Origin of the sequence: Arthrobacter sp. S2(2024) (genome assembly GCF_036662515.1) — a bacterium.
GTDB lineage: Bacteria > Actinomycetota > Actinomycetes > Actinomycetales > Micrococcaceae > Arthrobacter.
Window position 1 is genome coordinate 382,887 of record NZ_JAYKZI010000001.1, and the last position, 24,435, is coordinate 407,321.

General features: G+C 63.3%; 28 protein-coding genes. 7 read left to right on the forward strand and 21 right to left on the reverse strand.

Annotated elements, in window-relative coordinates; translation table 11 throughout:
- Positions 1-33 precede the first annotated feature (33 nt).
- The gene (locus tag VLA65_RS01735; RefSeq protein WP_284991788.1) at positions 34-888 is read right to left on the reverse strand and encodes an ABC transporter permease; all 855 of its coding nucleotides are present in this window, start codon (positions 886-888) and stop codon (positions 34-36) included.
- A gap of 26 nt (positions 889-914) precedes the next feature.
- The gene (locus VLA65_RS01740; RefSeq protein ID WP_306962292.1) at positions 915-1,772 is read right to left on the reverse strand and encodes an ABC transporter ATP-binding protein; all 858 of its coding nucleotides are present in this window, start codon (positions 1,770-1,772) and stop codon (positions 915-917) included.
- Between the two features lie 216 nt (positions 1,773-1,988).
- On the opposite strand from VLA65_RS01740, the gene VLA65_RS01745 reads away from it, so the two are divergent.
- The gene (locus VLA65_RS01745; protein ID WP_307054066.1) at positions 1,989-2,654 is read left to right on the forward strand and encodes a response regulator; all 666 of its coding nucleotides are present in this window, start codon (positions 1,989-1,991) and stop codon (positions 2,652-2,654) included.
- Positions 2,655-2,691: 37 nt separating this feature from the next.
- On the opposite strand, the gene VLA65_RS01750 is transcribed toward VLA65_RS01745, so the two are convergent.
- Positions 2,692-3,255, reverse strand: a complete 564-nt coding sequence (locus VLA65_RS01750; RefSeq protein WP_306962285.1) for a YceI family protein — start codon at positions 3,253-3,255, stop codon at positions 2,692-2,694.
- 103 nt (positions 3,256-3,358) lie between these two features.
- Entirely contained in the window at positions 3,359-3,898 is a 540-nt protein-coding gene (locus VLA65_RS01755) for a flavodoxin domain-containing protein (protein WP_332601624.1), read from the reverse strand.
- A gap of 108 nt (positions 3,899-4,006) precedes the next feature.
- Between VLA65_RS01755 and VLA65_RS01760 the strand changes: the two genes are divergently transcribed.
- Entirely contained in the window at positions 4,007-5,350 is a 1,344-nt protein-coding gene (locus tag VLA65_RS01760; RefSeq protein ID WP_332601625.1) for a DUF2254 domain-containing protein, read from the forward strand.
- Positions 5,351-5,363: 13 nt separating this feature from the next.
- Here the strand turns inward: VLA65_RS01760 and VLA65_RS01765 are convergent, their stop codons facing one another.
- The 13 genes from VLA65_RS01765 to VLA65_RS01825 form a co-directional block, all read right to left on the reverse strand.
- On the reverse strand, positions 5,364-6,755 hold the full coding sequence (locus tag VLA65_RS01765; RefSeq protein WP_332601626.1) for a hypothetical protein: 1,392 nt from the start codon (positions 6,753-6,755) through the stop codon (positions 5,364-5,366).
- A 117-nt stretch (positions 6,756-6,872) separates the two neighbouring features.
- Positions 6,873-7,289, reverse strand: coding sequence for an ester cyclase (locus VLA65_RS01770; RefSeq protein ID WP_059388081.1), 417 nt, complete (start codon positions 7,287-7,289; stop codon positions 6,873-6,875).
- 45 nt (positions 7,290-7,334) lie between these two features.
- Positions 7,335-8,084 carry a DUF2182 domain-containing protein gene (locus tag VLA65_RS01775; protein WP_332601627.1) on the reverse strand — a complete coding sequence of 250 codons (750 nt, stop codon included), beginning with the start codon at positions 8,082-8,084 and terminating at the stop codon, positions 7,335-7,337.
- Between the two features lie 77 nt (positions 8,085-8,161).
- Positions 8,162-8,779 carry a DUF1326 domain-containing protein gene (locus VLA65_RS01780; protein ID WP_059388082.1) on the reverse strand — a complete coding sequence of 206 codons (618 nt, stop codon included), beginning with the start codon at positions 8,777-8,779 and terminating at the stop codon, positions 8,162-8,164.
- Between the two features lie 168 nt (positions 8,780-8,947).
- Positions 8,948-9,451, reverse strand: coding sequence for a hypothetical protein (locus tag VLA65_RS01785; protein WP_306962273.1), 504 nt, complete (start codon positions 9,449-9,451; stop codon positions 8,948-8,950).
- Positions 9,452-9,499: 48 nt separating this feature from the next.
- Positions 9,500-9,940: a hypothetical protein gene (locus VLA65_RS01790; protein WP_148667453.1), complete on the reverse strand. Its 441-nt coding sequence runs from the start codon at positions 9,938-9,940 to the stop codon at positions 9,500-9,502.
- Positions 9,941-10,117: 177 nt separating this feature from the next.
- Positions 10,118-10,504 carry a hypothetical protein gene (locus VLA65_RS01795; RefSeq protein WP_332601628.1) on the reverse strand — a complete coding sequence of 129 codons (387 nt, stop codon included), beginning with the start codon at positions 10,502-10,504 and terminating at the stop codon, positions 10,118-10,120.
- 268 nt (positions 10,505-10,772) lie between these two features.
- Complete coding sequence (locus tag VLA65_RS01800; protein ID WP_332601629.1) at positions 10,773-11,021, reverse strand: helix-turn-helix domain-containing protein; 249 nt, start codon at positions 11,019-11,021, stop codon at positions 10,773-10,775.
- The gene (locus VLA65_RS01805) at positions 10,997-11,593 is read right to left on the reverse strand and encodes a hypothetical protein (RefSeq protein WP_332601630.1); all 597 of its coding nucleotides are present in this window, start codon (positions 11,591-11,593) and stop codon (positions 10,997-10,999) included. Before VLA65_RS01805 ends, VLA65_RS01800 begins: the two co-directional genes overlap by 25 nt.
- A 373-nt stretch (positions 11,594-11,966) precedes the next feature.
- Positions 11,967-12,869, reverse strand: a complete 903-nt coding sequence (locus VLA65_RS01810; protein ID WP_332601631.1) for a hypothetical protein — start codon at positions 12,867-12,869, stop codon at positions 11,967-11,969.
- Between the two features lie 493 nt (positions 12,870-13,362).
- Positions 13,363-14,730: an MFS transporter gene (locus tag VLA65_RS01815; RefSeq protein ID WP_332601632.1), complete on the reverse strand. Its 1,368-nt coding sequence runs from the start codon at positions 14,728-14,730 to the stop codon at positions 13,363-13,365.
- Positions 14,731-14,799: 69 nt separating this feature from the next.
- A complete protein-coding gene (locus VLA65_RS01820; protein ID WP_284991799.1) occupies positions 14,800-15,717 on the reverse strand; it encodes a hypothetical protein in 918 nt (305 codons plus the stop codon).
- A gap of 235 nt (positions 15,718-15,952) precedes the next feature.
- Positions 15,953-16,501, reverse strand: coding sequence for a TetR/AcrR family transcriptional regulator (locus VLA65_RS01825; RefSeq protein ID WP_059388091.1), 549 nt, complete (start codon positions 16,499-16,501; stop codon positions 15,953-15,955).
- A gap of 115 nt (positions 16,502-16,616) precedes the next feature.
- Between VLA65_RS01825 and VLA65_RS01830 the strand changes: the two genes are divergently transcribed.
- Positions 16,617-18,026 carry an MFS transporter gene (locus VLA65_RS01830; protein ID WP_332601633.1) on the forward strand — a complete coding sequence of 470 codons (1,410 nt, stop codon included), beginning with the start codon at positions 16,617-16,619 and terminating at the stop codon, positions 18,024-18,026.
- A 7-nt stretch (positions 18,027-18,033) separates the two neighbouring features.
- Here VLA65_RS01830 and VLA65_RS01835 read toward each other — a convergent pair whose 3' ends face one another.
- Together VLA65_RS01835 and VLA65_RS01840 are read right to left on the reverse strand one after the other, a co-directional pair.
- Positions 18,034-18,537 (reverse strand): mycothiol transferase, encoded by a 504-nt coding sequence (locus tag VLA65_RS01835; protein WP_307054052.1) that lies wholly within the window; start codon positions 18,535-18,537, stop codon positions 18,034-18,036.
- Positions 18,538-18,701: 164 nt separating this feature from the next.
- Positions 18,702-18,857, reverse strand: coding sequence for an ATP-binding protein (locus tag VLA65_RS01840; protein WP_332601634.1), 156 nt, complete (start codon positions 18,855-18,857; stop codon positions 18,702-18,704).
- Between the two features lie 131 nt (positions 18,858-18,988).
- Here VLA65_RS01840 and VLA65_RS01845 point away from each other — a divergent pair, with 131 nt between their 5' ends.
- The 3 genes from VLA65_RS01845 (at position 18,989) to VLA65_RS01855 (ending at position 22,097) form a co-directional block, all read left to right on the forward strand.
- Positions 18,989-19,312, forward strand: coding sequence for a hypothetical protein (locus VLA65_RS01845; RefSeq protein WP_332601635.1), 324 nt, complete (start codon positions 18,989-18,991; stop codon positions 19,310-19,312).
- A gap of 93 nt (positions 19,313-19,405) precedes the next feature.
- Positions 19,406-21,259: an HNH endonuclease gene (locus tag VLA65_RS01850; RefSeq protein ID WP_332601636.1), complete on the forward strand. Its 1,854-nt coding sequence runs from the start codon at positions 19,406-19,408 to the stop codon at positions 21,257-21,259.
- Positions 21,260-21,341: 82 nt separating this feature from the next.
- Positions 21,342-22,097 carry an ArsR/SmtB family transcription factor gene (locus VLA65_RS01855; RefSeq protein WP_078106162.1) on the forward strand — a complete coding sequence of 252 codons (756 nt, stop codon included), beginning with the start codon at positions 21,342-21,344 and terminating at the stop codon, positions 22,095-22,097.
- A 27-nt stretch (positions 22,098-22,124) separates the two neighbouring features.
- Here the strand turns inward: VLA65_RS01855 and VLA65_RS01860 are convergent, their stop codons facing one another.
- Together VLA65_RS01860 and VLA65_RS01865 are read right to left on the reverse strand one after the other, a co-directional pair.
- Entirely contained in the window at positions 22,125-22,478 is a 354-nt protein-coding gene (locus tag VLA65_RS01860) for a GNAT family N-acetyltransferase (protein WP_059388095.1), read from the reverse strand.
- A gap of 113 nt (positions 22,479-22,591) precedes the next feature.
- Positions 22,592-23,416 carry a pullulanase X25 domain-containing protein gene (locus VLA65_RS01865; RefSeq protein WP_113990616.1) on the reverse strand — a complete coding sequence of 275 codons (825 nt, stop codon included), beginning with the start codon at positions 23,414-23,416 and terminating at the stop codon, positions 22,592-22,594.
- Positions 23,417-23,710: 294 nt separating this feature from the next.
- Between VLA65_RS01865 and VLA65_RS01870 the strand changes: the two genes are divergently transcribed.
- Positions 23,711-24,424, forward strand: coding sequence for a hypothetical protein (locus VLA65_RS01870; protein ID WP_306962248.1), 714 nt, complete (start codon positions 23,711-23,713; stop codon positions 24,422-24,424).
- The last annotated feature ends 11 nt before the right edge of the window (positions 24,425-24,435 follow it).

Below are 24,435 nucleotides of genomic sequence, written 5' to 3' on the forward strand. Positions count from 1 at the left end.
GCGTTGGGTGAGTTGAATGGAAGACGGCGAGCGTCAGATCGCCTGTGCTTCGGAACGGTTTGGTGGCCGCCACTTGAGCAGGGTGTGCTCTAGCAAGGCGATGAGGTACTCCGCGCCGAGCGTGATGACTGCGATGATCACCATGCAGGCGAAGACCGTGTTGGGATCGAAGGTTCCCTGCGCCTGGCTGATGATGAGGCCGATTCCCTGCTGGGCGCCGAGCACTTCAGCAACAAGGGCACCGATGATCGCGAAACCGAACGCCGTGTGCAAGCTCGCGATGATCCAGGTCATTGCCGAGGGGATGGTCACGTGGATCGCAACCTGAAGCGGCGATGCGCCCAGGACGCGGACGTTTCCGACCAGGTTCTGGTCCACTTCACGGACGCCCTGGAAGGCGTTGAAGAAGACGACGAAGAAGACCAGTACCGCCGCGAGGAGCACCTTCGGGAAGACGCCGAGGCCGAACGCCACGATGAAGATCGAGCCGAGGACGATTCTGGGGATCGAGTTCACAATCCGGATGTACGGGCCCACAACTTCGGACAAGTACTTATTCGAGCCGAGGAGTATTCCGAGCACGACGCCGACCAGCGTTCCGAGCGCGAAGCCGTAGATGGCTTCCTGCATGGTAACCCAGAGGTTCTCCCAGATGGTGCCGAATGCCGTGCCCTTGGTGAAGAGATCCACCAGGCTGTTCCAGATTTCGGACGGCTGGCCGAAGAAGAACTTGTCCACCCAGCCGGCCGTGGTGAACCACTGCCAGCCGCCGATCACGATGACCGCGAGGATGGCGCGGCCGGCCCAAACCCACGTGGTGCGGCGGTTCATGGCACGCCGGGCGGAATTCTTAAGCTCACTCGCTTGTGCTTTTTCTTGCTCTTGCACGGGAGCACCCCTACTGATTGTGGTTGTCATGCTGCTACACCCGCCGATTGCTTGTAGGCGCGGGTAACTTCGTCCTTCAAGGACTCCCAGATTTGGCCCTGCAACTCCAGGAACCGCTCCTCGTGCCGGATCTTCTGGACATCTCCACGCGGCCTGGGCAGGTCGATCTCGAAAACATCCTTGATGGTGCCGGGGCTGCTGGTCATGATGACCACCTTGTCGGCGAGCGCCACTGCCTCGTCGAGGTCGTGCGTGATGAAGAGGACAGAGGGGCGCAGTTCCTCCCAGAGCTGCAGCAGTTCGTTCTGCATGATGGCCTTGGTCTGCACGTCGAGTGCGCCGAACGGCTCATCCATCAAGAGGATCCGCGGGTTGTTGATCAGCGCCGCCGCCATCGCGACGCGCTTGCGCATACCGCCGGACAACTGGTGCGGGTAACGGTCCTCGAAGCCGGCCAGGCCCACGCGGCGCAGCCAATCCCTTGCGAGCAGCGTGGCTTCCTTCTTGGGTGTCCCGAGCAGGACCGGGCCGATCAACACGTTTCCGAGAACGGTCTTCCAGGGGAAGAGCGCGTCCGCTTGGAACATGTAGCTGACGCCGTTGGTGATGCCGTCAACGATCTGGTCGTGGACCTTCACCGAGCCGGCGCTCGGCCGCTCGAGTCCGGAAACCTGGGCCAGGGTGGTGGACTTGCCGCAGCCCGTCGGTCCGACGATCGCGCAGAACTCGCCGGGTTCGACCCTCAGGGTCACATCGCGGATGGCAGTGAACGTCTCGTTCTTGGGAGTGAGGTAACGCTTGGTCAACCCGACAATGTCGATGCCCGCGGCGTCCTCAGCCCTCTCGGGGGCCCCGGGCGGCCGGTTGGGGTGGATGGCATTCATTTGCTAAGACCTCTCTGTCTTACGGATCCCGTCCTTGGGAGTCCGACGAATTCGTGATGTGGATCACTGAAACTATGTAAAGCTTAGGAAGCGATCATCAGGCCCAGAAGTCTTCAGTAAGTTGTGCGCCTTAGCCGCAAAAGTGCACGTTTTGTGCGTTTTCTGCTGTCGCCTCAACTACTAAGGAAGTGCCCGGGAAAGGAGCCCACAACGTTGATGAGGACATTGGTGGTTGACGACGATTTCCGGGTCGCCGGAATCCACGCCGCCCGGGTGGCCAGGGTTGACGGTTTCGAATGCGTCGGTCAGGTGTACACCGCCGCGGCCGCGCGGGAGGCGATCGAGCGCCTCAACCCGGACCTGCTCTTGCTGGATGTACACCTGCCGGACGAGGACGGGATCGCGATGCTGCGATCCCTGCAGGCCGCCGGTACCGACGTCGACTGCATCGTCATCACCGCGGCCCAGGACCTGGCCACCGTCAAGTCAGCGATGACCAGCGGCGCGGTCTACTACATGGTCAAGCCCTTCAGCTTTGACCGGCTCCGCACACAGTTGGAGGCTTATCGGAATTGGCGGCAGGAGCTGGATTCCGCTTCAACTGCCGACCAGGCAACTATTGATAGCCTCTACAACGCGCGCTCTGCCGGGGTCAGGCCCGCGGCCCCGGCGCCTCGCCTGCAACCCACCATGCAAAAAGCGTTCGACGCCGTCCGCGCCGCCGGGGGTCCCATCAGCGCCGCTGAAATCGCCGGACAGCTCGGTGTCAGCCGCCCGACAGCGCAGCGCTACCTCAGTGTCCTGGAGCAAAAAGGTCTTCTCGTTTTGGACCTCACGTATGGCGGCACCGGCCGCCCGCTCAACTCCTATACGGTGAGTTGAGCGGACGGCCGGCTACTTCTTGACTACTTGGTGCTGACTACTCGGCCGCTACGGGCTCGGCCTGCTTCACAAGGGCAGCCTCGAGGTTGATCTTCACCTTGTCGCTCACCAGGAAACCGCCGGTCTCCAACGCTGCGTTCCACGTCAGCCCGAAGTCCTTCCGGCTGATCTCGGTTTCGGCGGAGAACCCGGCGCGGGTCGCGCCGAAAGGATCAACCGCGACGCCGGTGAACTCAACTTCCAGCTCCACCGGCTTGGTGATCCCCCGGATAGTGAGGTCGCCCGTAAGGGTGTAGTCCTCGCCGTCGCCCTCTACGCTGGTGGCCCGGAAGGTCATCTCCGGGAACTTCTCGACGTCGAAGAAGTCGGCGCCGCGGACGTGGCCGTCACGGTTGGCATCGCCGGAGTCGAAACTCGCGGTCTTGACGGTTGCATGCAGTGACGCGTCGGCCAGGGACTCGCGCACGCGGGCCTCGGCGCTCGCTTCCGTGAAGCGGCCGCGGACCTTGCTGATGCCGGCGTGCCTGACGCTGAAGCCGATCTCGCTGTGGGACATGTCCAGCAACCAGGTGCCTGAAGTCAAACCTGCGGGAAGAGTCATTTTTGGATCTCCTGATTCGAAAGAATTTCGCGTGGATCGATCCCTTCCACCCTTGTTGAGCCTCGGCATGAAGTCAAGGATTCTGGTGCGATCCGGCCCTTGCCTAAGCCACGTGTGTAGCCAATCCAGCCAGGAAGTCCTCGGTGAACCGTCTCACCCCGTCCCACTCGGTGTAGACGTAGTCGCGCGAGGTATCCGTGTCCAGGCTGCCCTTGTCGCGGGCGATCTTCTTCATCATGGCGCGTTTGAGGAAACCGTAATGGGTATAGAGGAGGGCGCCGCTGAAGAGACCCACGTGGGCCGGACGCCACCCCGTCTCTGTCTCGAACTTCTCCACATAACCCTCGGCGTTCACTTCATCGCCCTGGGCGGCAAGGCTGACCGAGAAGAAGGCGGAGGGAAGGCGCTGAAGCGCGGCCGTGTTTTTCCGGACAAAGTCCCGGACATAGCCCTCGTGCTTGCCCACATGGACGGACGCCCCCACCAGGACGGCGTCGTAACCGTCCGGCAAGGTATCTCCGGACTTCTTGATGTCCGCCGTCTGCACCTCGTGGCCATGGCCACGAGCGACGTCGGCAATATATTCAGCAATCTGGGCCGTCTGTCCTTCAACGGTCCCGTAAGCAATGTAGATGTTGGCCATATGCCAGTCTGTCCCGGCTCCGGGCGGCCGTTATAGGGTCCAAGGTCCTCCGGATATTCAACATGCCTCCCCTTGACTGGCGAGCACCGTCAGCAGAGAGTGTCACATGTGAGGCGTGATGCCGTTCGGGAGTATCTGGCGAGTGCCCTGTGGGCGATGCCGACCTGCGCCGTCGTCGTCGCGATCATCGCGGGTGCTGGCCTTTCCGCGGTGCAGCTCGACACTACGTCACCTTTCGCCGTCCTCCTCTTCCAAGGGACATCCGACGACGCGCGGAACCTGCTCATCGGGATCGCGAGCACCATGGTGACGGTCATCGCCGTCGTGCTCGGCCTCACTGTGGTGGCACTGCAGCTCGCGTCGACGCAGTTCAGCCCGCGGCTGCTGCGGAACTTCCTGCGCGACATACCCAACCAGGTAACCCTCAGCGCCTTCGTGGCCACGTTCGCGTACAGCACCGCGGGCCTCTACACGGTAGGCATCGCCGCCGGACAGCGCACCCAGGACTACCCTCGCCTCGCGGTGAGCGGCGCACTCCTGCTGCTGTTCGTGAGCATGGTCATGCTTGTCTTCTTCGCCCACCATCTGTCCCACTCGATCCAGGTGGACCAAGTCATGAAGGGCGTTGAGAAGGCCACGCTGAAGGTGATCGCGCGGTCCTTCGTCCCTGGTGATCCCGGAATCCGCATGCCAGACCCGCCGCCCGGCGCCACCGCTTTGCTGGTGCCGCAATCGGGATATGTTCAGGCATTCCATGCCGAGGCGTTCGTCGAAGTGCTCGCGAGCCGGGGCCTCACGGCCCTGATGGTGCCCATGATCGGCCGGCACGTCGTCGCGGGTTCCCCGCTCGCCTGGGTGTGGGAGACCACCGGCGAGCGCATGCGTCCCCTAGCCCCCGACGGCGGCACTGAACTGCGCCGGGCGCTTGCCCAGAGCGTGCGGATCGGTTACGAGCGGACCCTCGAGCAGGACGTCGCCTTCGGGATCCGGCAACTCGCCGACGTCGCGTCCAAGGCGCTCTCGCCCGCCATCAACGACCCCTACACCGCGAACCAAGCGGTGGACCACCTCGGCTCGATCCTCGCCGCCCTCTCACTCCGGCAGCACGGGCCGCAGGTCGTGGCGGACGCGCAAGGCATGGTCAGGCTGCACGTCCCGGGCCGCGATTTCGCCTATCTCGTGGATCTGGCCCTCGGACAGGTGCGACGGTACGGCGCGAACGAGCCTCGCGTTGTCAGGGCCCTGTTGCGCGTGTGCCGTGAGCTCGTGTGGTTCGGCGACGCGGCCCACCACGCCGTCGTGCGGCGCTACGTCGAGACCCTCATGAGCGACGTGACCCGGCTCGTGGCCCAGCCGGCCGATCGCGAACCCCTCCTCGCGGAGGGCGCGGCGCTGCTCCAAGCGTTCGACGTCGCGGACGGCACGGGCGACGCGGGCGACGCCGGCAGCTAGCTCGGTGCGAGCATCACTCGATTTCTGCTTCCGCGGCTACATTGCGGATGCCGCGGGGCCGTCCTGCTTTGGTCCAGAGCCGGTAGAGGAGGCCTGCGACGGCGAGGGCGGCGGCGAGGCTGACGATCGGGAAGCCACGGGAGAGATTGGCGACCAGGGTGAAGGCCACAGCGAAGGCACCGACGGTGTTGAGGATGACGGCTCCCGGCCGGCGGTCCCTCCGGGCCAAGAGTGCCATGGAAACCAGGCCACCGAGGAAGCTGAGGAAGACCGCGACGGCGTAGAACAGGACAAGCTCCTGGTCGTCGCCGCCGGCGATGGCTGTCACTGCACCGGCCAGGACGATGAACACCGCCACGCCCCAATAGGGCGTGTGGTGGTGGTTGGTACGGCCCAGTAAGAGCGGAAGGACGCCGACGGTCTCACCGTGGGGGTTGCTGTGGCGCGCCAGGGCTTTGAGCAAGCCCGGTCCCGCCTGGAAACCCGAGGAAGCCGCCGCGAGGAGCAGCAGGGAAGTGACGAGTTGGAAGGCGGCGAACACGGGCGCCGGGGCAGCGAGGCGGGCGAGTTCGGCGATCTGCGTGCTGTCCTTCGGCGGGATGCCGACGTGCAGCTGCGCGGCCTCCGCGGCGAGGCATAGCGTGATAGTGCCGACGATGGCGAGGGTCAGCCAGAGTGTGAGCTGCCCGAAGCGTCGCTTCCCGTCATTGTCGAGCTGCCCGAGCTGGGCAACCGCCGAGGTCGCCGCTTCCACACCTGTGGCCATGGCCATGGCGACCGGGAACGCAAGCACCACGGCAAGGACCGGTGGATGCCCGGGAGCGCCGGCGATCGTACTGAGCGGTTTAGGTGCTGCGCCCAGGCCGTAGAGAAGGACGACAACGGAAACGACGATAAAGGCCATTGTCATCGCCGCGAAGACCAACCTGCCAAGGTGACCGAACCAGGTCGCCGCGCCGACGAGGACCACCAAGCCGAGTCCGAGCAACAAACGCCAGGGAGCAAGGGCGGGGAAATAGGCGATCACCGCCGAGGATCCCGCCGAGACGCTGATCGCGATAGTGAGCAGGAAGTCCACCACCAGCGCGCCGATCGGGATGAAGGACCAGCCGTCTCCGAAGGCCTCACCCACCGCGGCCGGCGCCCCGCCACCTCTCGGGTAGCGCGCGACGAGTTGCCGGTAGTTCACGATCACCAAGGCGACGATGGCTACCACCAGGACCATCGCCGGGACCAGCAACGCCAAATCGCCGTCCAGGGCGCGCAGGGCCGCTTCGATGGCGTACGCGACGGAGGAGACGGGGTCGGCCATGACCGCGAAGGCAAACGCCAAGAGAAGTGCGGTGCGGGAACGCAGGCCTCTTCCCAGTCCACCTCCGGGGGACGTTCCGCTCGGAATTTTCACTGGGACCTCCGGTTCCATGACAGCCTTATCGAGCTGCCGACCAGACTTCCCGGCTCACCTCCGAATGCCTCCCGCCCACAGCTAGGAGCGCGGGCGGGAGACGCTATCGCGGAATCGCTACTGGGGAATAGCGCCGATCTGCTGCATGAGGCTGAGGGTGTCAGTAGATCCCCAGTGCTCGGCAACCTTGCCATCCTCGACGCGGATGATGTCGGTCCCGCCGAATTCGACGGTGTTGCCCGACGCTGGAACGCCCGCCATGTCCCCGCGGTGCGTACCCGTCATCACCACGTGGCACGCCTCCAATCGTCCGTCAGTCAGCCACGGCTCTATCGTCTTGACCTTGATGTCCGGGAACGCCGCCCGGATGGCGGTGACGAAGAACCGGACGCCTTCCTTCCCGGGCGGTTGCCCGGGGAGAGCCTCTTCGTGGTCCACCAGGTTGTCCGTGGCCAGTTCATCAATGAGATCGAGGTTTCCACCCTCGATGATTTCCTTGTAAAAACGCCCGATCAGTCCAGTGCCATCAGTCATTTCCGTCTCCTTAATGAACGAGACCGTCCCATTTTTCCCCCGCACTTACATCCCGACGCCGGGCACCATCCCCGGTGCAACGGCGATCGCCACCGCGATCAGGGCCAGCGCGACGGCGACCAATCGGTTGGCGATACGTCTCCACGGAAGCATCTTCTCCAAGGCAATGAATGCCCCCACCACAGCCATCCAGCCGACGCTCATCACGCCGAGCGCGAAGAGTGCCACCATCAGCGCCCAGCAGCAGGCAACGCACCATGCACCGTGCTCGAGTCCAAGACGCAGCGCGCCAAACCGTCCATAGCGGATGCGGCGCAGGATGAAGTCCATCGGCGTCCGGCATTTCATCAGGGAGACGTTCTTGGCTGGCGTGAGTTGGTAGACGGCCGCCACAAAAATCACTCCGGCCGCTAGGTAGCGACCGCCCGGATCGGAGGAAAACAATCCGGGGATGAGGGACGCGACCATCGCGTAGAGCGCGTACGCGGCGAGGCCGAAGATCGTCCAGGAGACCAGGTAGCCGGCCACGAAGACTGCCGTGGAACCTGCCGGGGCATATCGTCCGGTCTCCCGACGGTGGTGGGTGATCCGGGCGTAAGCAACCACCATGGGCGCCACCGACGGAAACATCATGGCCGCCAACATGACCACCCAGGTGGTGAGGAAGAAGCCAAGCGGTCCCGGATCTGTCCAACGGCCCATGTCCATCCCGGATGTTTGCACCGCAGAAACGATCCAGCTCACGGCCGCGAGGATCAGCAATACAGCAACCAGACCGGCTTCGCGTGGATCCATCCTGAAAGCTGTGGCTCGCGGCGTACCGGCCGCCACAGCTCCCCGAATCAACTTTCTACGAGGCAGGTTCCCGGCTGTCATGCCCTGCCCTTGGGGGCGCCTTCAGCCATTTCGCTTGCGTAGGCGAACTCTCCGCTCTCGCCGTAGATCCCATCGAAGTCCAGGCCGAAGAGATCCGAGTGACCGGGCGCCTTCCCGATCATGTAGTCGGACGCGAAGGCGTACATCGCGTTCTTGACGGTAGTGACGCTGCCACCCGGTCCGGGCAGCGTTTCCAGTGCGTAGTTCACACTGTCTCCCACCGAGGCGGACGGGTTATCGCCATCCGAGAACGCGACAGCGGCCCGCTGCACGCCCAGCCATTCGCCGTACAGGGCCGCCAGATCCCCGAACGGTCCGCCGACCTCGCCGTGCAGGATGCTTTCAAGGGCGGTCGTCTGCCCATCGGAAGCGCCTTCATCGACGACGACGCCGATCTTCCAGCCGCCCGCTGTGAGGTTCGACGGGAAGAAATTGACGAAGGCGAAGTCGACACCCGAAAGGTCGGTGTCATCGAGCTTCCCGTTCGCAACATGGAACACTGCCACGCCGCGGCATTCGCCGTTGGCACTGTTGGGTCTGCCGTCCACCGGACAGGGACAGATCAAAGCGCAACTGCAATTGGCAACATATTTTCCGGACATTTCCCAAGACATTGAGGACTCTCCTCGCTAGTTCATTCGACTAGCGGAGCTCCCCCAGAGGCAGCGCCGAAAACACTCACTATGAGACCCACGAACCTCGTAAGGCCGAGATTATTCCCACCGGATAGGGGTGTCAACAAGCTCTGCTAAGCCACAACGCGAGCGTCTCAAAGAAGCCCTTCAGTTCCCCGTGGCCGGGACCACGCCCCCTGTTTCGAGGCGGACCGGGTAGCCGAGCCGGGCTTCGTAAGCGGCGGCAAGGGCACTGCTGTCTGCGCCCTCTGAAACAGTGGCCACCACATGGGATCCGTCATTGGCCATCCCGACGACCCTGACTCTTACATCTTCTGCTAAAAGGGTTCCCGCCCGGTCCATGGCAGTTCCCGGAACGCACGCTGCGGAACGGAGCGAGATATCAACGCCGGGGAGTTGGTCGCGCAAAAGTGCGATGCGGTCGTTCTCCGGGCCGTGCCACGTGATGACGAGCTTCCCCTGTCCAAGGGCGACTGACCCGAAGTTGGGGTCGCCGCTCAACTCTTTGGTGAGGAGGCTTGCCGCTGACGCCAGCGCCCCGTCCTGCGGTGCCGCTTCGGTAATCTGGACCGGATCCGTAACTCGTATTGAGCCGGCATGACGTTGGACACCCTTGTCGCACGCAGTCAACGCGTCTCCGCAGATCAGCATCGCTGAAACTATGCCTGCATTGCTTCTCCAACGCACAACACCCGCCAGCTACAAGGCCCTCACGAACGATCTAACAAGGAGATCACCGGGACTGTAATTCTCTGCCCACAATGCGAAGCTCTCGTTGATCGCAAGCATGTACAACTTGGCGCGGAAGGTGCCTTCGTAGGTGCCGTTAAGTCCCAATGAAATAAGGGGATAGAAGTCCTTGTGCTCATCAAAGCTGGCAAAGATTCCTTCCAGAAGCTTCTGGCGGTCTGGACTAAGGAACCACTCCGACGGCGCATCAGGCTTCGACTCTGCATATCTTGGGTCCGCTTCCTCCCACGAGTCGAGCCATTGCGCAGGGGTATCGAGCACAGCAGTTACTTCGATCCTCATCCCGCTTAGAACGCCTCGGATGGTATGCCAGGAACCCTCTAGGTTGCCAAGCACGGATTCACCAGTTTCAAGGCCCGTGACCCTGATTCTTAGTGTTGTTGTGTCCATTTGAGCCTGCTCGGGCAAACCGATATGCGGTTCATCGGGGTGCATTCTCGGCCGCACATAAGCACGTCCGTCGGCTCCCGTGAACAGGCGACCGCGCGCTTCGACCAAGCTTCCGTCTTGGACAGAAAGCAATTGCTGGCCGCTGTTTGATGATCTGTTTCTATTCATAGGGCGTAGTTACCGCACGGAATCAGGAACCAACACCCAGAGCGACCAGCGGCCGGCGTTGAAGGTGCCGGGACGATTCTGAAGACAGTCATAGTCACGAATATAGCCGTGCATGCTCAGGACTGCGAAGGAAGCCCTTTTACACGTCTCTTTACTGTAGAAGTTGTCTTGCCAGACGTTCCAAACAAGGGCAACCTGCGGCTCCATGGTTGCATCCACAACGGCGCCAGCAAAGCCCGTAGTCGGGGCAGCGGTGGCGATACCGACGCTGGTGCCCGAAAAGGCCAACACTGAAGAAAGCGCGATTGAGCCAAGTGTCTTGCGGAAATTGAACATAACGGATCTCCCCCAAAAAGGTAAGCCAAAAGCTTGTTCATCAACAATATTTGCAATCAATATAAAAAATCAATAGCCGATGGAGGACTTTAATTTTAAGGTCAGAACCAGAATTGATTTTTGCGTCCGTGCGGGCTTCGCTAATACTCAATTCCGGCTTTGGGACCACTCAATTTGAGGTCCTTACATACTCAATTTCGAGTACTCACCACTCATTAAAGGCAAAACGCTTGACACCGGCAGATAGGGAGTGAGTCAAGCCCCAACTCAGGCAGGGCCCGTACTCACCGTGGCGGGCGCAGCCGAGGAGCTACAGCCGGGCGTCCAATTATCCGCCGTTTGTTTGGGAGTTTCGAGCGTGCGTATGAAGGGACTGGCGCGTAGTGGTTCCGGTCTTGGCAAGGGCCCAGGAGATGTGGTTTTCCACGGTCCGGGGACTGATCCCCAGGAGGGCAGCGATTTCTGGGGTGCGTTGGCTGCCTGCCAGGAGGGCAGCGATTTCTGGGGTGCGTTGGCTGCCTGCCAGGAGGGCAACTTCCCTCTCGCAAGGAGTCAGACCCTGGGGATGCCCTCCCATGTCGAGGGTGAGTTGTACCCCTTTTGTGCCGGGAAGCGGTTTTCGAAAGTTGAGATGATCTGATGAAAGGTCTTGGCCACTCCCCGGTGGCGTTTGAGGAGGTGATCCTTCACCACGCCTTTCAGCAGCCTGGTGATCGCGGGAAGGTCGGAGTCGGCTTCATATTGGTCCAACAGGATTTTTAGCAGTTGGTGGTCGCGGTCACGGACGGCACCGGCGATGGCGATGAACTTGGCATGCGATGTCACCGCGTTCTCTTGCAGTAACCGTTGCGTGATCTCCAGGATCTTATGCCCGGGATAGAGGGAAAGCATGAACAGTGAGGCATACACGGCTTCGGTGATGTAACCCCGGTCTAGTTGTTGTTCCAGAAGGTCGGCAGCCTTTTCGCCAAATTCGGCTGGATCGGCGTATTTCCGGGTAACGAGCTCATAGACTGCTTTTCCGGTTCCAGGCAGGGGCCCGATGTCGGCGACGTCTTTGCGCGCCTGAATCCCCAGCGAGTGGACATTCTTGCTGGAGAGCGAGTCCACGGACAAACGGCTCCATGCCAGCGGCAAGGTCGAAGCCATCTGCTGAATCAAGGGCCCGGAGGGCAGCCTGCGCATCGAAGCGGTAGAGCTCCAGAATGCCCCTGATGACTGGCAGAACGCCACTCTTGGGGTGGCGGCTGCATAGCCTGTCCAGGGTCTCGTCGAGGTTCACAGGCATTCGGTCAAACGACGCCTTCAAGTAGAGTGCGAACGCCTGGGCTTCTGCTTTCCAATCGGGGTGAGCTTGGCCGATCGCCTGGAGTATGTCCGTCGCCACAGCTAACTGGCCGCCGTTGACTATGGCCCACAGCGCCCGGGTCATGGCGAAGAAGAAGTGATCGCCGGAATCAGCTCCTACCGCCTCAGTTTCGCTGAAGACTTGTTCGATGCGTGAGGGATCGATCGGCCCACCTCAGTAGAACTTGAGGAACGCTGCGTTGGACATGGTCTTTTCGGACTCCCAGACGCTGAATTGTGATTCCTCCAGTTCCCGTAGCTGTTCCTGGAAATGCAGCGTCGCAGCCGTGCCGTCGCCGGCTTCACTCCGCAGGTCTCTGATCAACGCGGCCAGAAGCTCAAGAGAGGGACTCTTTACCCGCCGGGAGGGGGAATCGATCACCCGGTTACTCCGATCCGCCAGCACCCTGCGGGAGGATCGCACGTAAGGGTCCCGGAAATAGTCGGCACAAACGTGCGGACTGACGCTTACCCATATGGCTCCACCGCTGTCTTCGGTCAGCGCAACCAGCCCCCGCACCTCGAGCCTGTCCAGGATATCTGCCTCAACTACCGGCTTCAGGGACCCCAGCGGCCGGGCTCCCACCACGGACAGGGTATGCAGAGCCGTCCGCTCATCGGCGCTTAGTCCGTGAAGTAGTTCCTGGACGGTGCTCTGGAGATATTCGTTCCAGAGTGTGTGCCCGCTCATGCTCCACTGTCCGTCAAGGAGAACAAGCTGCTCGCTCAGCTCCGCGCTTTGGGCGATCCTGACCACGAGCCGCGGGTTGCCACCGGATTTCATGAGCACGGCGGTGGTCAAATCCACGTCCGGCGGCGACCCGAGCGTTTGGGCCAGGAGTTTGTTGACTTGATCGTAGTCAAGAGGACTGAGTCGCATCGTTGTCTCCGGCCATCGGGCAGGCGTGAACACGGAGGCCATTGAATACAGTGGGGCATCGTCCATCGTCACCACCAGCGGCCGTTCGGTCCGCCTCTGAACAACGTCGATGACTGCCACCGATTCCTTGTCGAGCTCATCGATATCGTCAACAACTATTGCCCGGGCGCCTCGCTGCGCCAACTGTTCGGCGAGCACGTTCGCGACTCCGAGCGGCCCATTCTCTTGCCTGCGCCCTTCCAGTCCGAGTGCGCCAATCCCTGCGAACGGAGTATCATTCAGAAGCGGCGAGCCCGAGAGGCTGTAGACCGTGAACCCGGCCTTTCGAGGCCAGCGGCGATCGACTCCAGGACCGTTGATTTTCCGCTTCCGGGGCCGCCGACGATCCGAACACTGACACCGCCAGCCACGTAGTCAAGTGCCCGCCGGACTTCCTCTTCGAACACTTCGCAACTCCTGACGCAGACACCCCAGCTTTGAAATGTGAGCCTAGTGGCATTCCACATCCGAGGAGAGCGCCCCAGAGCCCTAGCCTGACAATCTATCCAACGCTACGGGCGAAAATGATCACTGAGTATGCATTGCACGGAAATTGAGTAGGCATTGCACCGAAAATGAGTGGGGAAGGTGCGTCGGAGTAGGAATGGGGGTTTGTCGACCCGCAGCGGGTATCGGAGCGGCGCGATGGGAATTACCCCACTGCCCCCGGCTTCCGCCAAGCCAGCGCCAACACAAACACCACCGCGCTCAACCCCAGCATCACCAACACCATGAGCCCCCAGTTTGCCTGGTTCACCCCGGGACCGTACAGCACACCAATGAGCACCGTCGCCGTGATCGCTCCGAGGTATCGGCACGTCTGGAAAATCCCGGCTGCCACTCCCCTGTCCTCCGGCCGTGCGGACACGTACAAACCTTGGTTTGATGCCGTACTGACCACGCCATATGGCACACCCATCAGCGCCGTGAGCACGAGCACCAGCGGCGGCCAGAAGGACAACGTCAACACTCCGAGCGCACCGGAAGCCAGCGCCAAAAGCACGACGCCGGCGATCATCACGGACCGCACGCCGAACCGCTCAATGAACCGCACCGTCACCGGCGTCATGAAAACCGACATGGCAGCCAGGGGAAGCATCAGCAGGCCGACCACGCCGGCGTCGTACTTTCCAGCCTGCTGCAGCAACTGCGGAAGGCCGAAGAACGCAAAATAGTAGACCGCACTGAACACCGCGAAACCCAAGTACAACAGCAGCAGCGGCCGGTTCCGGCCGAGCAGCCGCAAGTCCAGGAACGGCGGACTGAACCGGAACTCGCGCCACGCGAACAGCCCCGCAAGGACAACCGCGACGGCGATGAACCACCAACGATAAGCCGGCATCACGTTAAGCAGCGCCATCATGGCGAGCGTCAGTGAGGCGATGAACGCCAGGATGCCCGGAATGTCGGAATCGCGCAGGAGGGCGGAGAGCTTGCCGCTTTCGCGTCCGACGTCGGGCGGCGCCACCCGCTGCACCACAATGAGGGCCAGAAGCGAGATCGGCACGTTGATCGCGAACAGCGCCTGCCAGCCGACCAGGCTCACCAGGAGGCCCCCGACGACGGGTCCCACCGCCGCTGCCGACGTGTTCGCCATCTGGATCCGCCCCAGGGGTCGGGTTGAGCTGATGTTCGCCTGCCGGCTGAGCGTCGAGACCATGACGACGGCGCACGGGTACGCCGTCGCGGTCCCCACTGCCATGAGTGCGCGGGCCACGCAGACCAGTGCGAAGTTCGGCGAGAACGGCGCCAGAAGGCAGGAAATGGCGACCACCGCCATACCGAAGGTGAACAACCTTCGCGGACCGAAGCGGTCCGCGAGCCGGCCCATGAGCGGCTGGCCGGCCGCCGAGGCGAGGTAGAAGGACGTGATCACCCAGGTGACGGTGGCGACGTCGAGCGCGAAGTCCTGGCGCAGCACCACCAGTGCGACCGCGATCATCGACGAGTTCAGCGGATTCAGCGCCGTCCCGAGACTCAGTGCAGCGATCGCTAGGCCGGGGCGGGGTTTGTTGGTCACGTCCCTAAGTCTGGTCCATCGTTGCCTGAGGTCACGAAACGGCGCGTCACGAACCTCGATGCCGGGCCCTCAGCTCTGCGCTACGGACAGTACCGGCTTCTTTTTGCCGCTGGCGTCTTGGGTCAGCGTCGGGGCCGGAGGCTTCGGCGGGGCCACTACCGGCGCAGGTGCCGGTGGTGGCGGCGGCGGTGCGGGCGGAAGGCAGGAGTAGTTGTAGTCGAAGTCCGTGGTGAATTGGGTGAGCACAACCACGCCGCCGGCAGTCAGGGGAGGGGCCGAGCAGAGTTCCGCCGCCGTCTCTGGTGATGTTGCTCCGGCAAGCCAGCTCTTAAGCCCGTTCAGATTGCTGTCGGGATGAAGCTGGCCGGCGATGAGCCCGAACTGGTACGAGGTTGAGTAGATGCCAACCTGGGCGCCGATGCTTTGCAGGAACGCGGCCATGCCTTCAATGTCGGCGGCGTTGGCCACGGTGTCCCAAGACCATGCATTCCCGGTCTCCACATCCAGCCACCACAGGCGCTTGGCGGGATCGGGCACGCCGTACCGGGTGACGGCGTCGAAGGCCATTCCGTAACCGTAAAGGTAGGCGCACGCCGCCGAAGCTGACCCGTCGCAGCTCCCATACGGGTTGGGCCCGGCCAGACCCACCTCCGCATCGGATCCGGGCCACCACGCGCCATAGCCCGCGGGATTGGCGGTGTTGACGTACACAGCGGCTGCGGGTTGGCTTGTCCCGCCCGCCGAGCCGCTGGCCCAGCCCAGCTGCTCGGCGAAACAGGGATTCGCGGTGCCCGGACGGCCGCCGTTCACGCCGACAATTCCGAACGCCTGGCCGGAAGGAAGTCCGCCACCACATTGGGGCCAGGAAATGTCGCTGCCCAAGGAGATCCCAGAAACTTCCATGGGAGCGGCATTAGCGGCGGATAATGGTGTGGCGGTCGTAGCTAACAAGAGGCAAGCAACGGCCATGATTTTTGCAGTTTTCATGATGTGCGTCCTTGGCATGGTTCAGGGCCCTGCCGGGGTTGGTACTGCCGCACATTGCATCCCAAAAGCAATGGCAGTGAGCCATCTTCGGCTCACTACGGATCCTACGGACGGGCTTCTGGGCAGCCTTGAGTGATCTCTACTGGACTTGGTTAACGAATTTGCGAGTAAGTGGCGTGGTGCACTTGGAGTACAGCCCAGACGCCGGAGTACTCAGCTCTGCGCCAGACCTTCGTCAGGAAGCGACGAGTCCATCCGCGACTACCGCCAGCATTGATGCTGCCGCATCGGCGGGAAGTTCGCTGTTGTCCACTACCGCGGCCACGCCGCCGACGAGCCTGCTGATCTGCATCGCATCGACTCCGGGGCGCAAGGCCGAGTCCAACGCCTCGATCACGCGCTGATTGGCACCGAGGTAGGTCTGGCACTTCGCGGCAAACGGGGATCCGGGGTCGCCCAGCGCTGCGGTGATCCGCGCGGCGGCGCCTTTGTGTTCAGTCAGCATCGACGCATAGTCGGTCAGCCAGCTCAACAACCGTTCCCGTGCCGGGGCGTCGAGGGACAGTGCCCGGTCGACGGCGGTGCGGACCTTCTCTGCCCACGCCTCGAGGACGGCGTCGTACAACGACTCCTTGGTGGGGAAGTGCCGGTAGAGCGTACCGGGTCCCACCTCGGCCGCTTTGGCGACTTCGTCCATCGAAACGGCTTCGAAGCCTTTGACGCGGAAGAGTGCACGCGCAACCTCCACGATCCGGTCGCGGTTGCGTTGAGCGTCAGCGCGCACAGAAACACCTTTCGATTCACCCTTGAAAAACGGAGAGTGTCTCCGTATAGTTCTAAACGGAGCAACTCTCCTTTTAGTGTACGTCAGCCCCCTCGGCTAGAACAGGACACCTCCCATGACACCCACAATCGCCACACGCGCCCCAGCCGGGATCGTTACATCCGGCCGTCGCGCCGGCAGCATTGGCCTCTGGCTGGTCATGCTGGCCCAACTCATGCTTGTCCTCGACGCGACCGTCGTGAACGTCGCGCTCCCCCACATCGCCACCGACCTCCACTTCGACCGGGCCGAGCTCAGCTGGGTCCTGAACGGCTACGCCGTCGCTTTCGGCGGCCTCCTGCTGCTCGGCGGACGGATCGGAGACGTGATGGGCCGCCGTCGCACCTTCCTGGTGGGCGTCGCAGCCTTCACGCTCTTCTCCCTGCTTGGTGGCCTCGCCACCTCGCCCCTCCTCCTTGTTATCGCACGCGCGCTCCAGGGCCTCGGCGCCGCATTCGCCGCCCCGAGCGTTCTCGCGCTCATCACCACCAGCGCAAAGGACGACGGCGCGCGGAACCGGGCGCTCGCCCTGTTCTCCGCCATTGCCTCAATGGGTGGCGCGCTCGGGCTCATCCTCGGGGGGCTCCTCACCGACACCACCAGCTGGCGTTGGACCCTCTTCATCAACGTGCCGATCGGCGTCGTCGTCCTCATTGCGGTGCCGCGCCTTGTCGCGGAAACGCCCCGGCGGCCCGGACGCTTCGACATCCTCGGAGCCGTGACCGCCACGGGCGGCGCCATCGCCATCGTGTGGGGTCTCATTCAAGCGGGCGACGTCGGATGGTCCAGCCCGCGCACGATCGGCGGCCTGGTTGTCGGGGCCGCATTGATCGCAATTCTCGCCGTTACCGAGCGGAGGGTGGCCCACCCGCTGCTTCGTCCGCAACTGCTGCGCAGCCCGAGCCGAGTGGCGGCGCTGGCAGCGATGGCAGCAACCTACGGCGGGATGCTGGCCATGTTCTTCCTCATGGTCCAGTACCTCGAAGACGATCTGCACCTCACGCCGATGGTCACCGGACTGGCGTTCCTGCCGATGCCGCTCAGCATCTTCGCGATGTCGCGTATCGTCCCGCGCCTGCTCGAGCGCTTCGGGGCCGTCCGGCTGGTCATCTTCGGTACTGCTCTCCGCGTCGTCGCCTTCCTGCCGCTGACGCAACTGAACACGGACACCCCGCTCGCCCTCGTTTTGCTTGCACTGCTGGGCACTGGAATCTCGGCCGGCATGACGTTCATGCCGCTCACCACGCTCGCGCTGCGCAACGTCGAACCCGAGCACGCAGGGTCTGCGTCCGGACTCTTCCAGACGATGCAGCAGCTGGGCGGAGCTGTCGGCCTGGCCATTGTGGCTTCGATCTACGCGGCCTTCGCGATCCCCGGCGACTTCCTGACCGGCGGGCGGGCCGGGTTCTGGTCTGCAACTGTCCTGTCCGCGCTCGCGCTGGCAGCCGTCCTGGGGTTGGTCTTCAAACCCCGGAAAGCGGTCTGAACGGTTTTTACCGGCCGCCTAGGCCTTTGGCGTAGGCGGCCTGACCCGCATGCTGAAGGCAATCTGCAATCGTGCTGACCAGGCGCACGCCGAGAGTGACGGGCGGATTCCAGCGGGTGTCGACGATGCGATCAAGGTCCGTGTCACCGAGCGTTTTCAGGAACGCAACCGTCTGCCGGTGCACGGCGTCGTAGTATTCGAGCAACAGCTCCGGCGGAGCTTGAACCGCATCGACTTTATCGCTCGAGTGGCCATAGCCGGTGTCGCGTTCGGGTAGCGGCAGCTTGAAGCGGCCCGCGAACTCCTGCGAAGTCCACACCTGTTCGACGCCGGCGGCGGACGCGACTTGGACGTCCTCCACCCGGCTGAGGTGCCAGATCAACCACGCAATCGAGTTTCCAGTGCCGGCGGGCCGGTGGATCAAGGACTCGTCGTCGACCCCTTCCAGCGTTGCGGCCACGACGTCACGGATCCGGCCAAAGGAATCCAGCAGCAGTTCGTTGGATCTCATCGCGTCCTTTCAGTGGTGCGTTGGCTACGCCTACCACCCAATCAGAGCCCGAACCGCCTGGGCAACCTGTTGTGGGGTTCGTGGTCCCGTCGGCAACACATGAGTTTCGACTTGGGTCTCGCTCAGGATTTCACCGAGCTCCACGCTGCGATCCAGGTGCCAGGTCAGCTCCTGGCCGTTCGGCTCGTGTCTGTTTCGAGGTCAATCACGGCGTTGCTGATTCCGTCGTCGGCGAGAAGCCAGTGCAAGGCTTCGCCGGTGGTCGTCTTGCCGGCACCAACCGTGCCGTTGAGGAAAACACTCTCAAGGTCCATAGCCATCCAAGGAGTCTAGGCGGCAGATCGGGCGCACCCTGCCCGGGTATTCAAAATGACCACGTAGGCAGCGACGGGAGGCGATCCGCGGGCATAAGCTACAAGCAGAACGTCTCTTCCGACGCCGGGGAGCTCAAATGGACACTGAATTCGCTGATGTCATCGGCCATGATGTCACGACGATCACTTGCCTGTGCGGAAACACCGTCAGCAAAGAGGGATTGATTCAGGCCAACTCGCAGGGCCTCCCTGTTTTCGCCGGGGCCGACAAGCCCGTGCCCGCCGGACTCGCCCCGTGGCCCGACGATGAGGACCTCTACACCTTGTGTCCGTCCTGCGGCCGGGTTTACCACGACACCGTCATTGAAGCGACAGGGACCGCCCCTGTGGCCTTCCAAGTTGACGTCACCGCCGGCCCGATCGCCGACGCGATCCGGGTTCACTGGGAGCTCAGCACCTGATTCTTGGGACGTGTTTTCCTTGTTTCGCTTGTCGCGACGCCGAACGGCCGTGCGGGAGGTAAAAATGTCAGACCCCCGTGACAGGGTTTATTCATGGAAGGCATCGGTCAACTCGTCGCACCTCGGGCAGCCGCGCCCGACGGCGGGATCCCGTCGCCGGGACGCCTGTCCCGCCGGCTGAAGCCCGTCCCCGCCCGGCATGCCCAGCTCCAATTCGCAGCCCAGTTCCAAAACCCTTCCCAGTTCCAAAACCCTTCCCAGTTCCAAAACCCTTCCCAGTTCCAAAACCCGGCCCAGTTCCAAAGCCCTTCCCGGCCCCGAAACCCGGCCGCCGTGCCGTCCGCCGCGGGTGGCCTTGATCTGGCGGTCGCGGCGATGGATGCGCTGCGCTCAACCGCCGTCGCCGACGCCCGCTCGTTCGGTTTCCTTGATGCGGCGGATTTCGCCGGCACGGTCGAAGAGATCTCCCGGACGGTCGAGTTCCTGCAGCTCGTCGCGGCCCACGCCGTGGAACGGACCCGCAGCGAAGCCCAGGCCTCCCGCCGGCCGTCCGCGGCGCCGGGCTGGCGGACCGGCTGGACCGAACCCGCCGCAGCCGATACGGGAACCGCAGCAGCGGACGCGGGAATTCCGGCAGACGCGCCGGACGCGGCGGCCGTGCCGGGGTCCGCGCCCGGCCCCACGGCAGCGGCCGCGGTCGACGACGGCTACCGGAACGCCGCCGAATTCCTGCGCGCCCGGCTGCGGATCGGCATCGGCGAAGCCCGGCGCCGGCTCGCCCTGGCCTCCGGCGTGCTCCCGCAGACAGGACTCACCGGACAAGACCTCCCCGCACGCCACGAAGTCCTCGCCGCGGCCCTGTCCACCGCAGCCGTGCCGACCCGCTCGGCCACGATCATCAGCACGGCCCTGGAGCAGGTACGCCACCACGCCGACCCGGACACCGCCCGGCAGATGGAACACTCCCTCACCCGCACCGCCCTGGAGAGCGATCCCGACTTCGTGCACCGGACGGCCAAACGCTGGGTCGACGCCATCGACCAGGACGGAACCGAACCCGGCGAGGAAGAACTCCGCCACCGCCAGGGAGCGTTCATCCGCAAACCCCGCCACGGCCTGCACCACCTGGAAATCTTCGCCACCGCCGAACAATACGAAACCCTCGCCACCGCCATGAACACCGCCACCAACCCCCGCCTCCAGCACACCACCGACACCAACGCAGCCGACGACGGCGGCGCGGCCGATACCGACGCAGCCGACGACGGCGCGGCTGACACCGGCGCGCACCCCGCCCTGGACCGCCGCTCCCGGGCCCAGAAACTCCTCGACGGACTCACCGGCGCCTGCGCAGCGGCCCTGACCACCGGGCAACTGCCCGCCAACGGCGGCCTCCGGCCCCAGGTCATGGTCACCATCGACTACCAAGACCTCCTCGTCCGCCTCCAACACCTCGACCACCTCGACCACCTCGACCACCTCGACCGCGAAACGCCCACCCGCCCCGGCCCGCGCCTCAGCAGCGGCGCGTCCACGTTCCAGGGCCCCATCCACCCCACAGTCATCCGCAAGATCGCCTGCGACGCGGACATCATCCCCGTCCTGCTCGGCAGCGACAGCCGCGTCCTGGACATCGGCCGCACCACCCGCATCTTCCCGCCCCACATCCGCAAAGCCATCATCGCCCGCGACCAAGGCGGCGCCTTCCCCGACTGCACCATCCCCGCACCCTGGTGCGAAGCCCACCACATCACCTACTGGTCACAGGGCGGCACCACGAGCACCGACAACGGCACCCTGCTCTGCAGCCACCACCACCACGTCATCCACAAAGAACACTGGACCATCACCCTGGACAACGGCACCGCATGGTTCAATCCACCACCCCACCTCGACCCCCGCCAAACACCCCGACGCAACCACCACTTCAGACCCACCCGGACATAAACCCGCCCACGCAGGAAATGCGCCGGACCCAGTCCGCCAAAATCCGTTGACATGTGACCAAATGGTCACCTATTCTGAATGCATGGACGCCGTCTTCAAGGCACTCTCCGACCCCACCCGCAGGGATCTGCTCGACGAACTGTTCCGCGAGGACGGGCAGACGCTCAGCGCGCTTGAAGCACGGTTCGACATGACCCGTTTCGGGATCATGAAGCACCTCAAGATCCTTGAGGAAGCCGGGCTGGTTGTGACCCGCCGTCGTGGTCGCGAAAAGCTCCACTACCTGAATCCGGTACCCATCAGGCTCGTCCACGACCGCTGGGTGAGCAAATATGCAGAACCATGGGCCGCTGCGTTGAGCGACCTCAAGACCAGATTGGAAAGTCCCGTGGAAAAGATCTTCGAAATCTACATCAAGACCACTCCGGAGCGGCTCTGGGAAGCCATCACGGACAGCGACACCCGCAGCAAGTACCAGTTCGGCAACACCCACACTGCCGACTGGACGCCGGGCGGCCACTACGAGATGCACAATCCCAAGGCGAACGGAATGGTCCTGGGCGAAGGCGAAAACGTGGAAGTCGATCCCCCGCGCCGGCTCGTCCAGACCATGCGCGCGCTCTGGGGTGAAGACGTCAAAGCCGAGGGCACATCACGCGTCACGTGGGAGATCGAACCGGTCGGCGATTCCTGCCACCTGACCGTCACCCACAGCGACCTCCGCGAAGGCGGAAACGACCAGATCTACGGCGGTTGGCCGATGATCCTCTCCGGCCTCAAGACCTGGCTGGAGACCGGCGAAGTCCTGACGACTCCCGGTTCATTGATGTATTCGTGAGGCTCGACGGCGGCGCGACCCGCCGCTTTAGGCCCTGGCGGCGGGGACGAGGGCCGCGTTGAGGTACTCCAGGTGCGCCAGCGTCGGGGCAGTAACGTTCGCCGCGTACTCCGGGTGCTTGGTGAGGAACTTCTTGATGAAAGGGCACACCGGCACAATCCGGAGTCCCTCGCTCATGGTCTCGTTCAGGGCCACCTCGGCGAGCCTGCCCGCAAGCCCTTGTCCACCGAACTCCTCGTTGATCACGGTGTGGTAGAAGATCCGCTGCGGGGACCCGCCGTCGTCGTACGCCTTGTACGCCGCCTTCCCGATGACGTGGCCGTCAACGAGCACCTCAAAGCGTTCGCGGTCAACGTTGTGGCGGAAAGTGGCATCGGTCATCGCTAGCTCCTCGGTTAGGTTCTGTTGACCTACCCTAACCTCGGAGCCTGGGCGCTTGTTCCCAAGTTTTCTCCAAGTCGCATGTGGACTTGGAGAAAACGTGGAAGAACCGGCTAAGCCGTGACGATGTCGCGTGTGGCGTGGTCGTACGTGAAGGTGACCTTGCCGCCGTCGTGCTTTAGCTCGTGGTTGGCACCGTCACGTGCGCCGAACGCGCCGTAGTTCTCGTCCCACGAACGGTTCAGCGCGATCTTGTACGTGTAGAAACCGGCAGGCAACGTGGCGGCGAGGGTCCACACCTTGCGACGGGCGTTGAACTTCATCTGCACCTCGTCGTACTGCGGGGCCCAGTCCTCCGGCGCGCCGAGAATCGTGTTGAAGTCACCAGCGATCGCGACGGCGGACGGCTGCTCGAGCTTCTCGACGGCGGCAGCCGCTTTGGGTGCTGCAGCTTTCTTGGGCGTTGCCTTGGCGGCGGGGGCCTTCGTTGCTGCGGCTTTGGCAGCAGGTGCCTTTTCCACTGCGGGAGCCTTCTTGGCCGCGGTCTTCCTGGCGGGAGCCTTCTTGACGGGAGCCGTGGGAAGCGGGGTATCTGCCGGGACGGGGATGCCCTCAGTCAGCGCCGTGACGAACTCGTCCGGCTTGGCGAAAGCGACCGTGGCACGCAGGCCGTCGTCGGTGATGGTCCAGCCCGAACGGCCCTTGACGAGCCAGCCAGCCTTGACCAGCTTCGCTGTCTCCGTCGTCAGGCTCTTATGGCCGCGCGGAATGCCTCCACTGAGCAGCTCACTCTCACGCTCATCCAGCGGGACACGGACTATCGCCTCTGCCAGGATCTCGCCGGCATTCAACGACTTCTCGGACCACGTTCCCTCAGCCAAGACGTCCAGGACGGTCTTGAGACGGGCACTGCTTTTTTCGACGGTGGACTTGGCCACTGGGTCTCCTTCAACGGCGAACATTCCTTCAGCAGTCTGCCAATGTTCTGTAAATTCTGGCGACTGTTCTTGGTAAACACCGTGTGTCGTGACCCACTATTACGCCCAAACGCCGGCAAGTGATGGGCGGCTCTCGGGTACCGGCCGGTAGCTGGCGCTTGGGGTACCCTCGAAGGCCTCCGGGAGGGCCCCGGCCAGAATCCGCTTCCTTCCGAGTGGCGCCGCGTCAGCTGATATCCACAACCTTGAACCTCGACAGGCACATCCCCTCAGGGATCGGCTAGCTTAAACGCCATGGGGAAAAAGCCTATGCAAGACGAAAACGAGCAATGGACTGCCCGCGACGAGGCACTTTGGACCACCGCGGAATTGGCAGTCCTCACGATGCGCGGCCAGTTGGGGCAACGTCAGCACCTTCCAGTACCGTTCGCCCTTCGGCTGGGCGGACCCGAGGAGAGGATCGTTGCACATGGAGGGTTTCAGCTGCTCTCCTGGCATGCACCCGGTGACGGTAGTTACGCCCACAGCCACGGAATGATGGTTGCCACCGGAAGAGGTGGACTGGCCATGATGGCCGGTTTCGCCGCCGCGCAGGCTATTGGCAACGCATCACGACGCCGGCAGGCAGCTGAAATGGCCCAGCCGCGTTGGGTTCCAATCGACCACGGGACGGTCGCCGTGAGCAACTTTGGGTTTTACCTTCACTCCCCCACTGGCATCCATGCCTGGAACTGGCACGGCATCCATATGGCCTCATTGGTGGGTCCAGGGCAGCTCAGCATCGACGGAGTTTCGGAGAATGGCCCGATCAAGTGGATCCTTCACTCTGATTGGGCCGAACTCGTCTTCATGCTCTGGGCGTCCGTCTGTAATCCGACCCATCCCCAGATGACCGACCGGACATGGCTCCCCCAGGATTGGATGACCAAAGCCATGGTGCATGCAATGAGCAATCAAGGCTATCCAACTCACTTCGCGTTTCAGGAAGTGGTCCGGGAACTTCGATAGGGCTGGTGGGC

Excerpts from the sequence above, each read along its gene's own strand:
- VLA65_RS01740 (WP_306962292.1), bottom strand. The coding sequence starts at position 1,772 with ATGAATGCCATCCACCCCAACCGGCCGCCCGGGGCCCCCGAGAGGGCT.
- VLA65_RS01745 (WP_307054066.1), top strand. The coding sequence starts at position 1,989 with ATGAGGACATTGGTGGTTGACGACGATTTCCGGGTCGCCGGAATCCAC.
- VLA65_RS01750 (WP_306962285.1), bottom strand. The coding sequence starts at position 3,255 with ATGACTCTTCCCGCAGGTTTGACTTCAGGCACCTGGTTGCTGGACATG.
- VLA65_RS01755 (WP_332601624.1), bottom strand. The coding sequence starts at position 3,898 with ATGGCCAACATCTACATTGCTTACGGGACCGTTGAAGGACAGACGGCC.
- VLA65_RS01770 (WP_059388081.1), bottom strand. The coding sequence starts at position 7,289 with ATGACTGATGGCACTGGACTGATCGGGCGTTTTTACAAGGAAATCATC.
- VLA65_RS01775 (WP_332601627.1), bottom strand. The coding sequence starts at position 8,084 with ATGGATCCACGCGAAGCCGGTCTGGTTGCTGTATTGCTGATCCTCGCG.
- VLA65_RS01780 (WP_059388082.1), bottom strand. The coding sequence starts at position 8,779 with ATGTCTTGGGAAATGTCCGGAAAATATGTTGCCAATTGCAGTTGCGCT.
- VLA65_RS01785 (WP_306962273.1), bottom strand. The coding sequence starts at position 9,451 with ATGCTGATCTGCGGAGACGCGTTGACTGCGTGCGACAAGGGTGTCCAA.
- VLA65_RS01790 (WP_148667453.1), bottom strand. The coding sequence starts at position 9,940 with ATGGACACAACAACACTAAGAATCAGGGTCACGGGCCTTGAAACTGGT.
- VLA65_RS01800 (WP_332601629.1), bottom strand. The coding sequence starts at position 11,021 with ATGGGAGGGCATCCCCAGGGTCTGACTCCTTGCGAGAGGGAAGTTGCC.
- VLA65_RS01805 (WP_332601630.1), bottom strand. The coding sequence starts at position 11,593 with ATGGCTTCGACCTTGCCGCTGGCATGGAGCCGTTTGTCCGTGGACTCG.
- VLA65_RS01820 (WP_284991799.1), bottom strand. The coding sequence starts at position 15,717 with ATGAAAACTGCAAAAATCATGGCCGTTGCTTGCCTCTTGTTAGCTACG.
- VLA65_RS01830 (WP_332601633.1), top strand. The coding sequence starts at position 16,617 with ATGACACCCACAATCGCCACACGCGCCCCAGCCGGGATCGTTACATCC.
- VLA65_RS01835 (WP_307054052.1), bottom strand. The coding sequence starts at position 18,537 with ATGAGATCCAACGAACTGCTGCTGGATTCCTTTGGCCGGATCCGTGAC.
- VLA65_RS01840 (WP_332601634.1), bottom strand. The coding sequence starts at position 18,857 with ATGGCTATGGACCTTGAGAGTGTTTTCCTCAACGGCACGGTTGGTGCC.
- VLA65_RS01845 (WP_332601635.1), top strand. The coding sequence starts at position 18,989 with ATGGACACTGAATTCGCTGATGTCATCGGCCATGATGTCACGACGATC.
- VLA65_RS01850 (WP_332601636.1), top strand. The coding sequence starts at position 19,406 with ATGGAAGGCATCGGTCAACTCGTCGCACCTCGGGCAGCCGCGCCCGAC.
- VLA65_RS01855 (WP_078106162.1), top strand. The coding sequence starts at position 21,342 with ATGGACGCCGTCTTCAAGGCACTCTCCGACCCCACCCGCAGGGATCTG.
- VLA65_RS01860 (WP_059388095.1), bottom strand. The coding sequence starts at position 22,478 with ATGACCGATGCCACTTTCCGCCACAACGTTGACCGCGAACGCTTTGAG.
- VLA65_RS01870 (WP_306962248.1), top strand. The coding sequence starts at position 23,711 with ATGGGGAAAAAGCCTATGCAAGACGAAAACGAGCAATGGACTGCCCGC.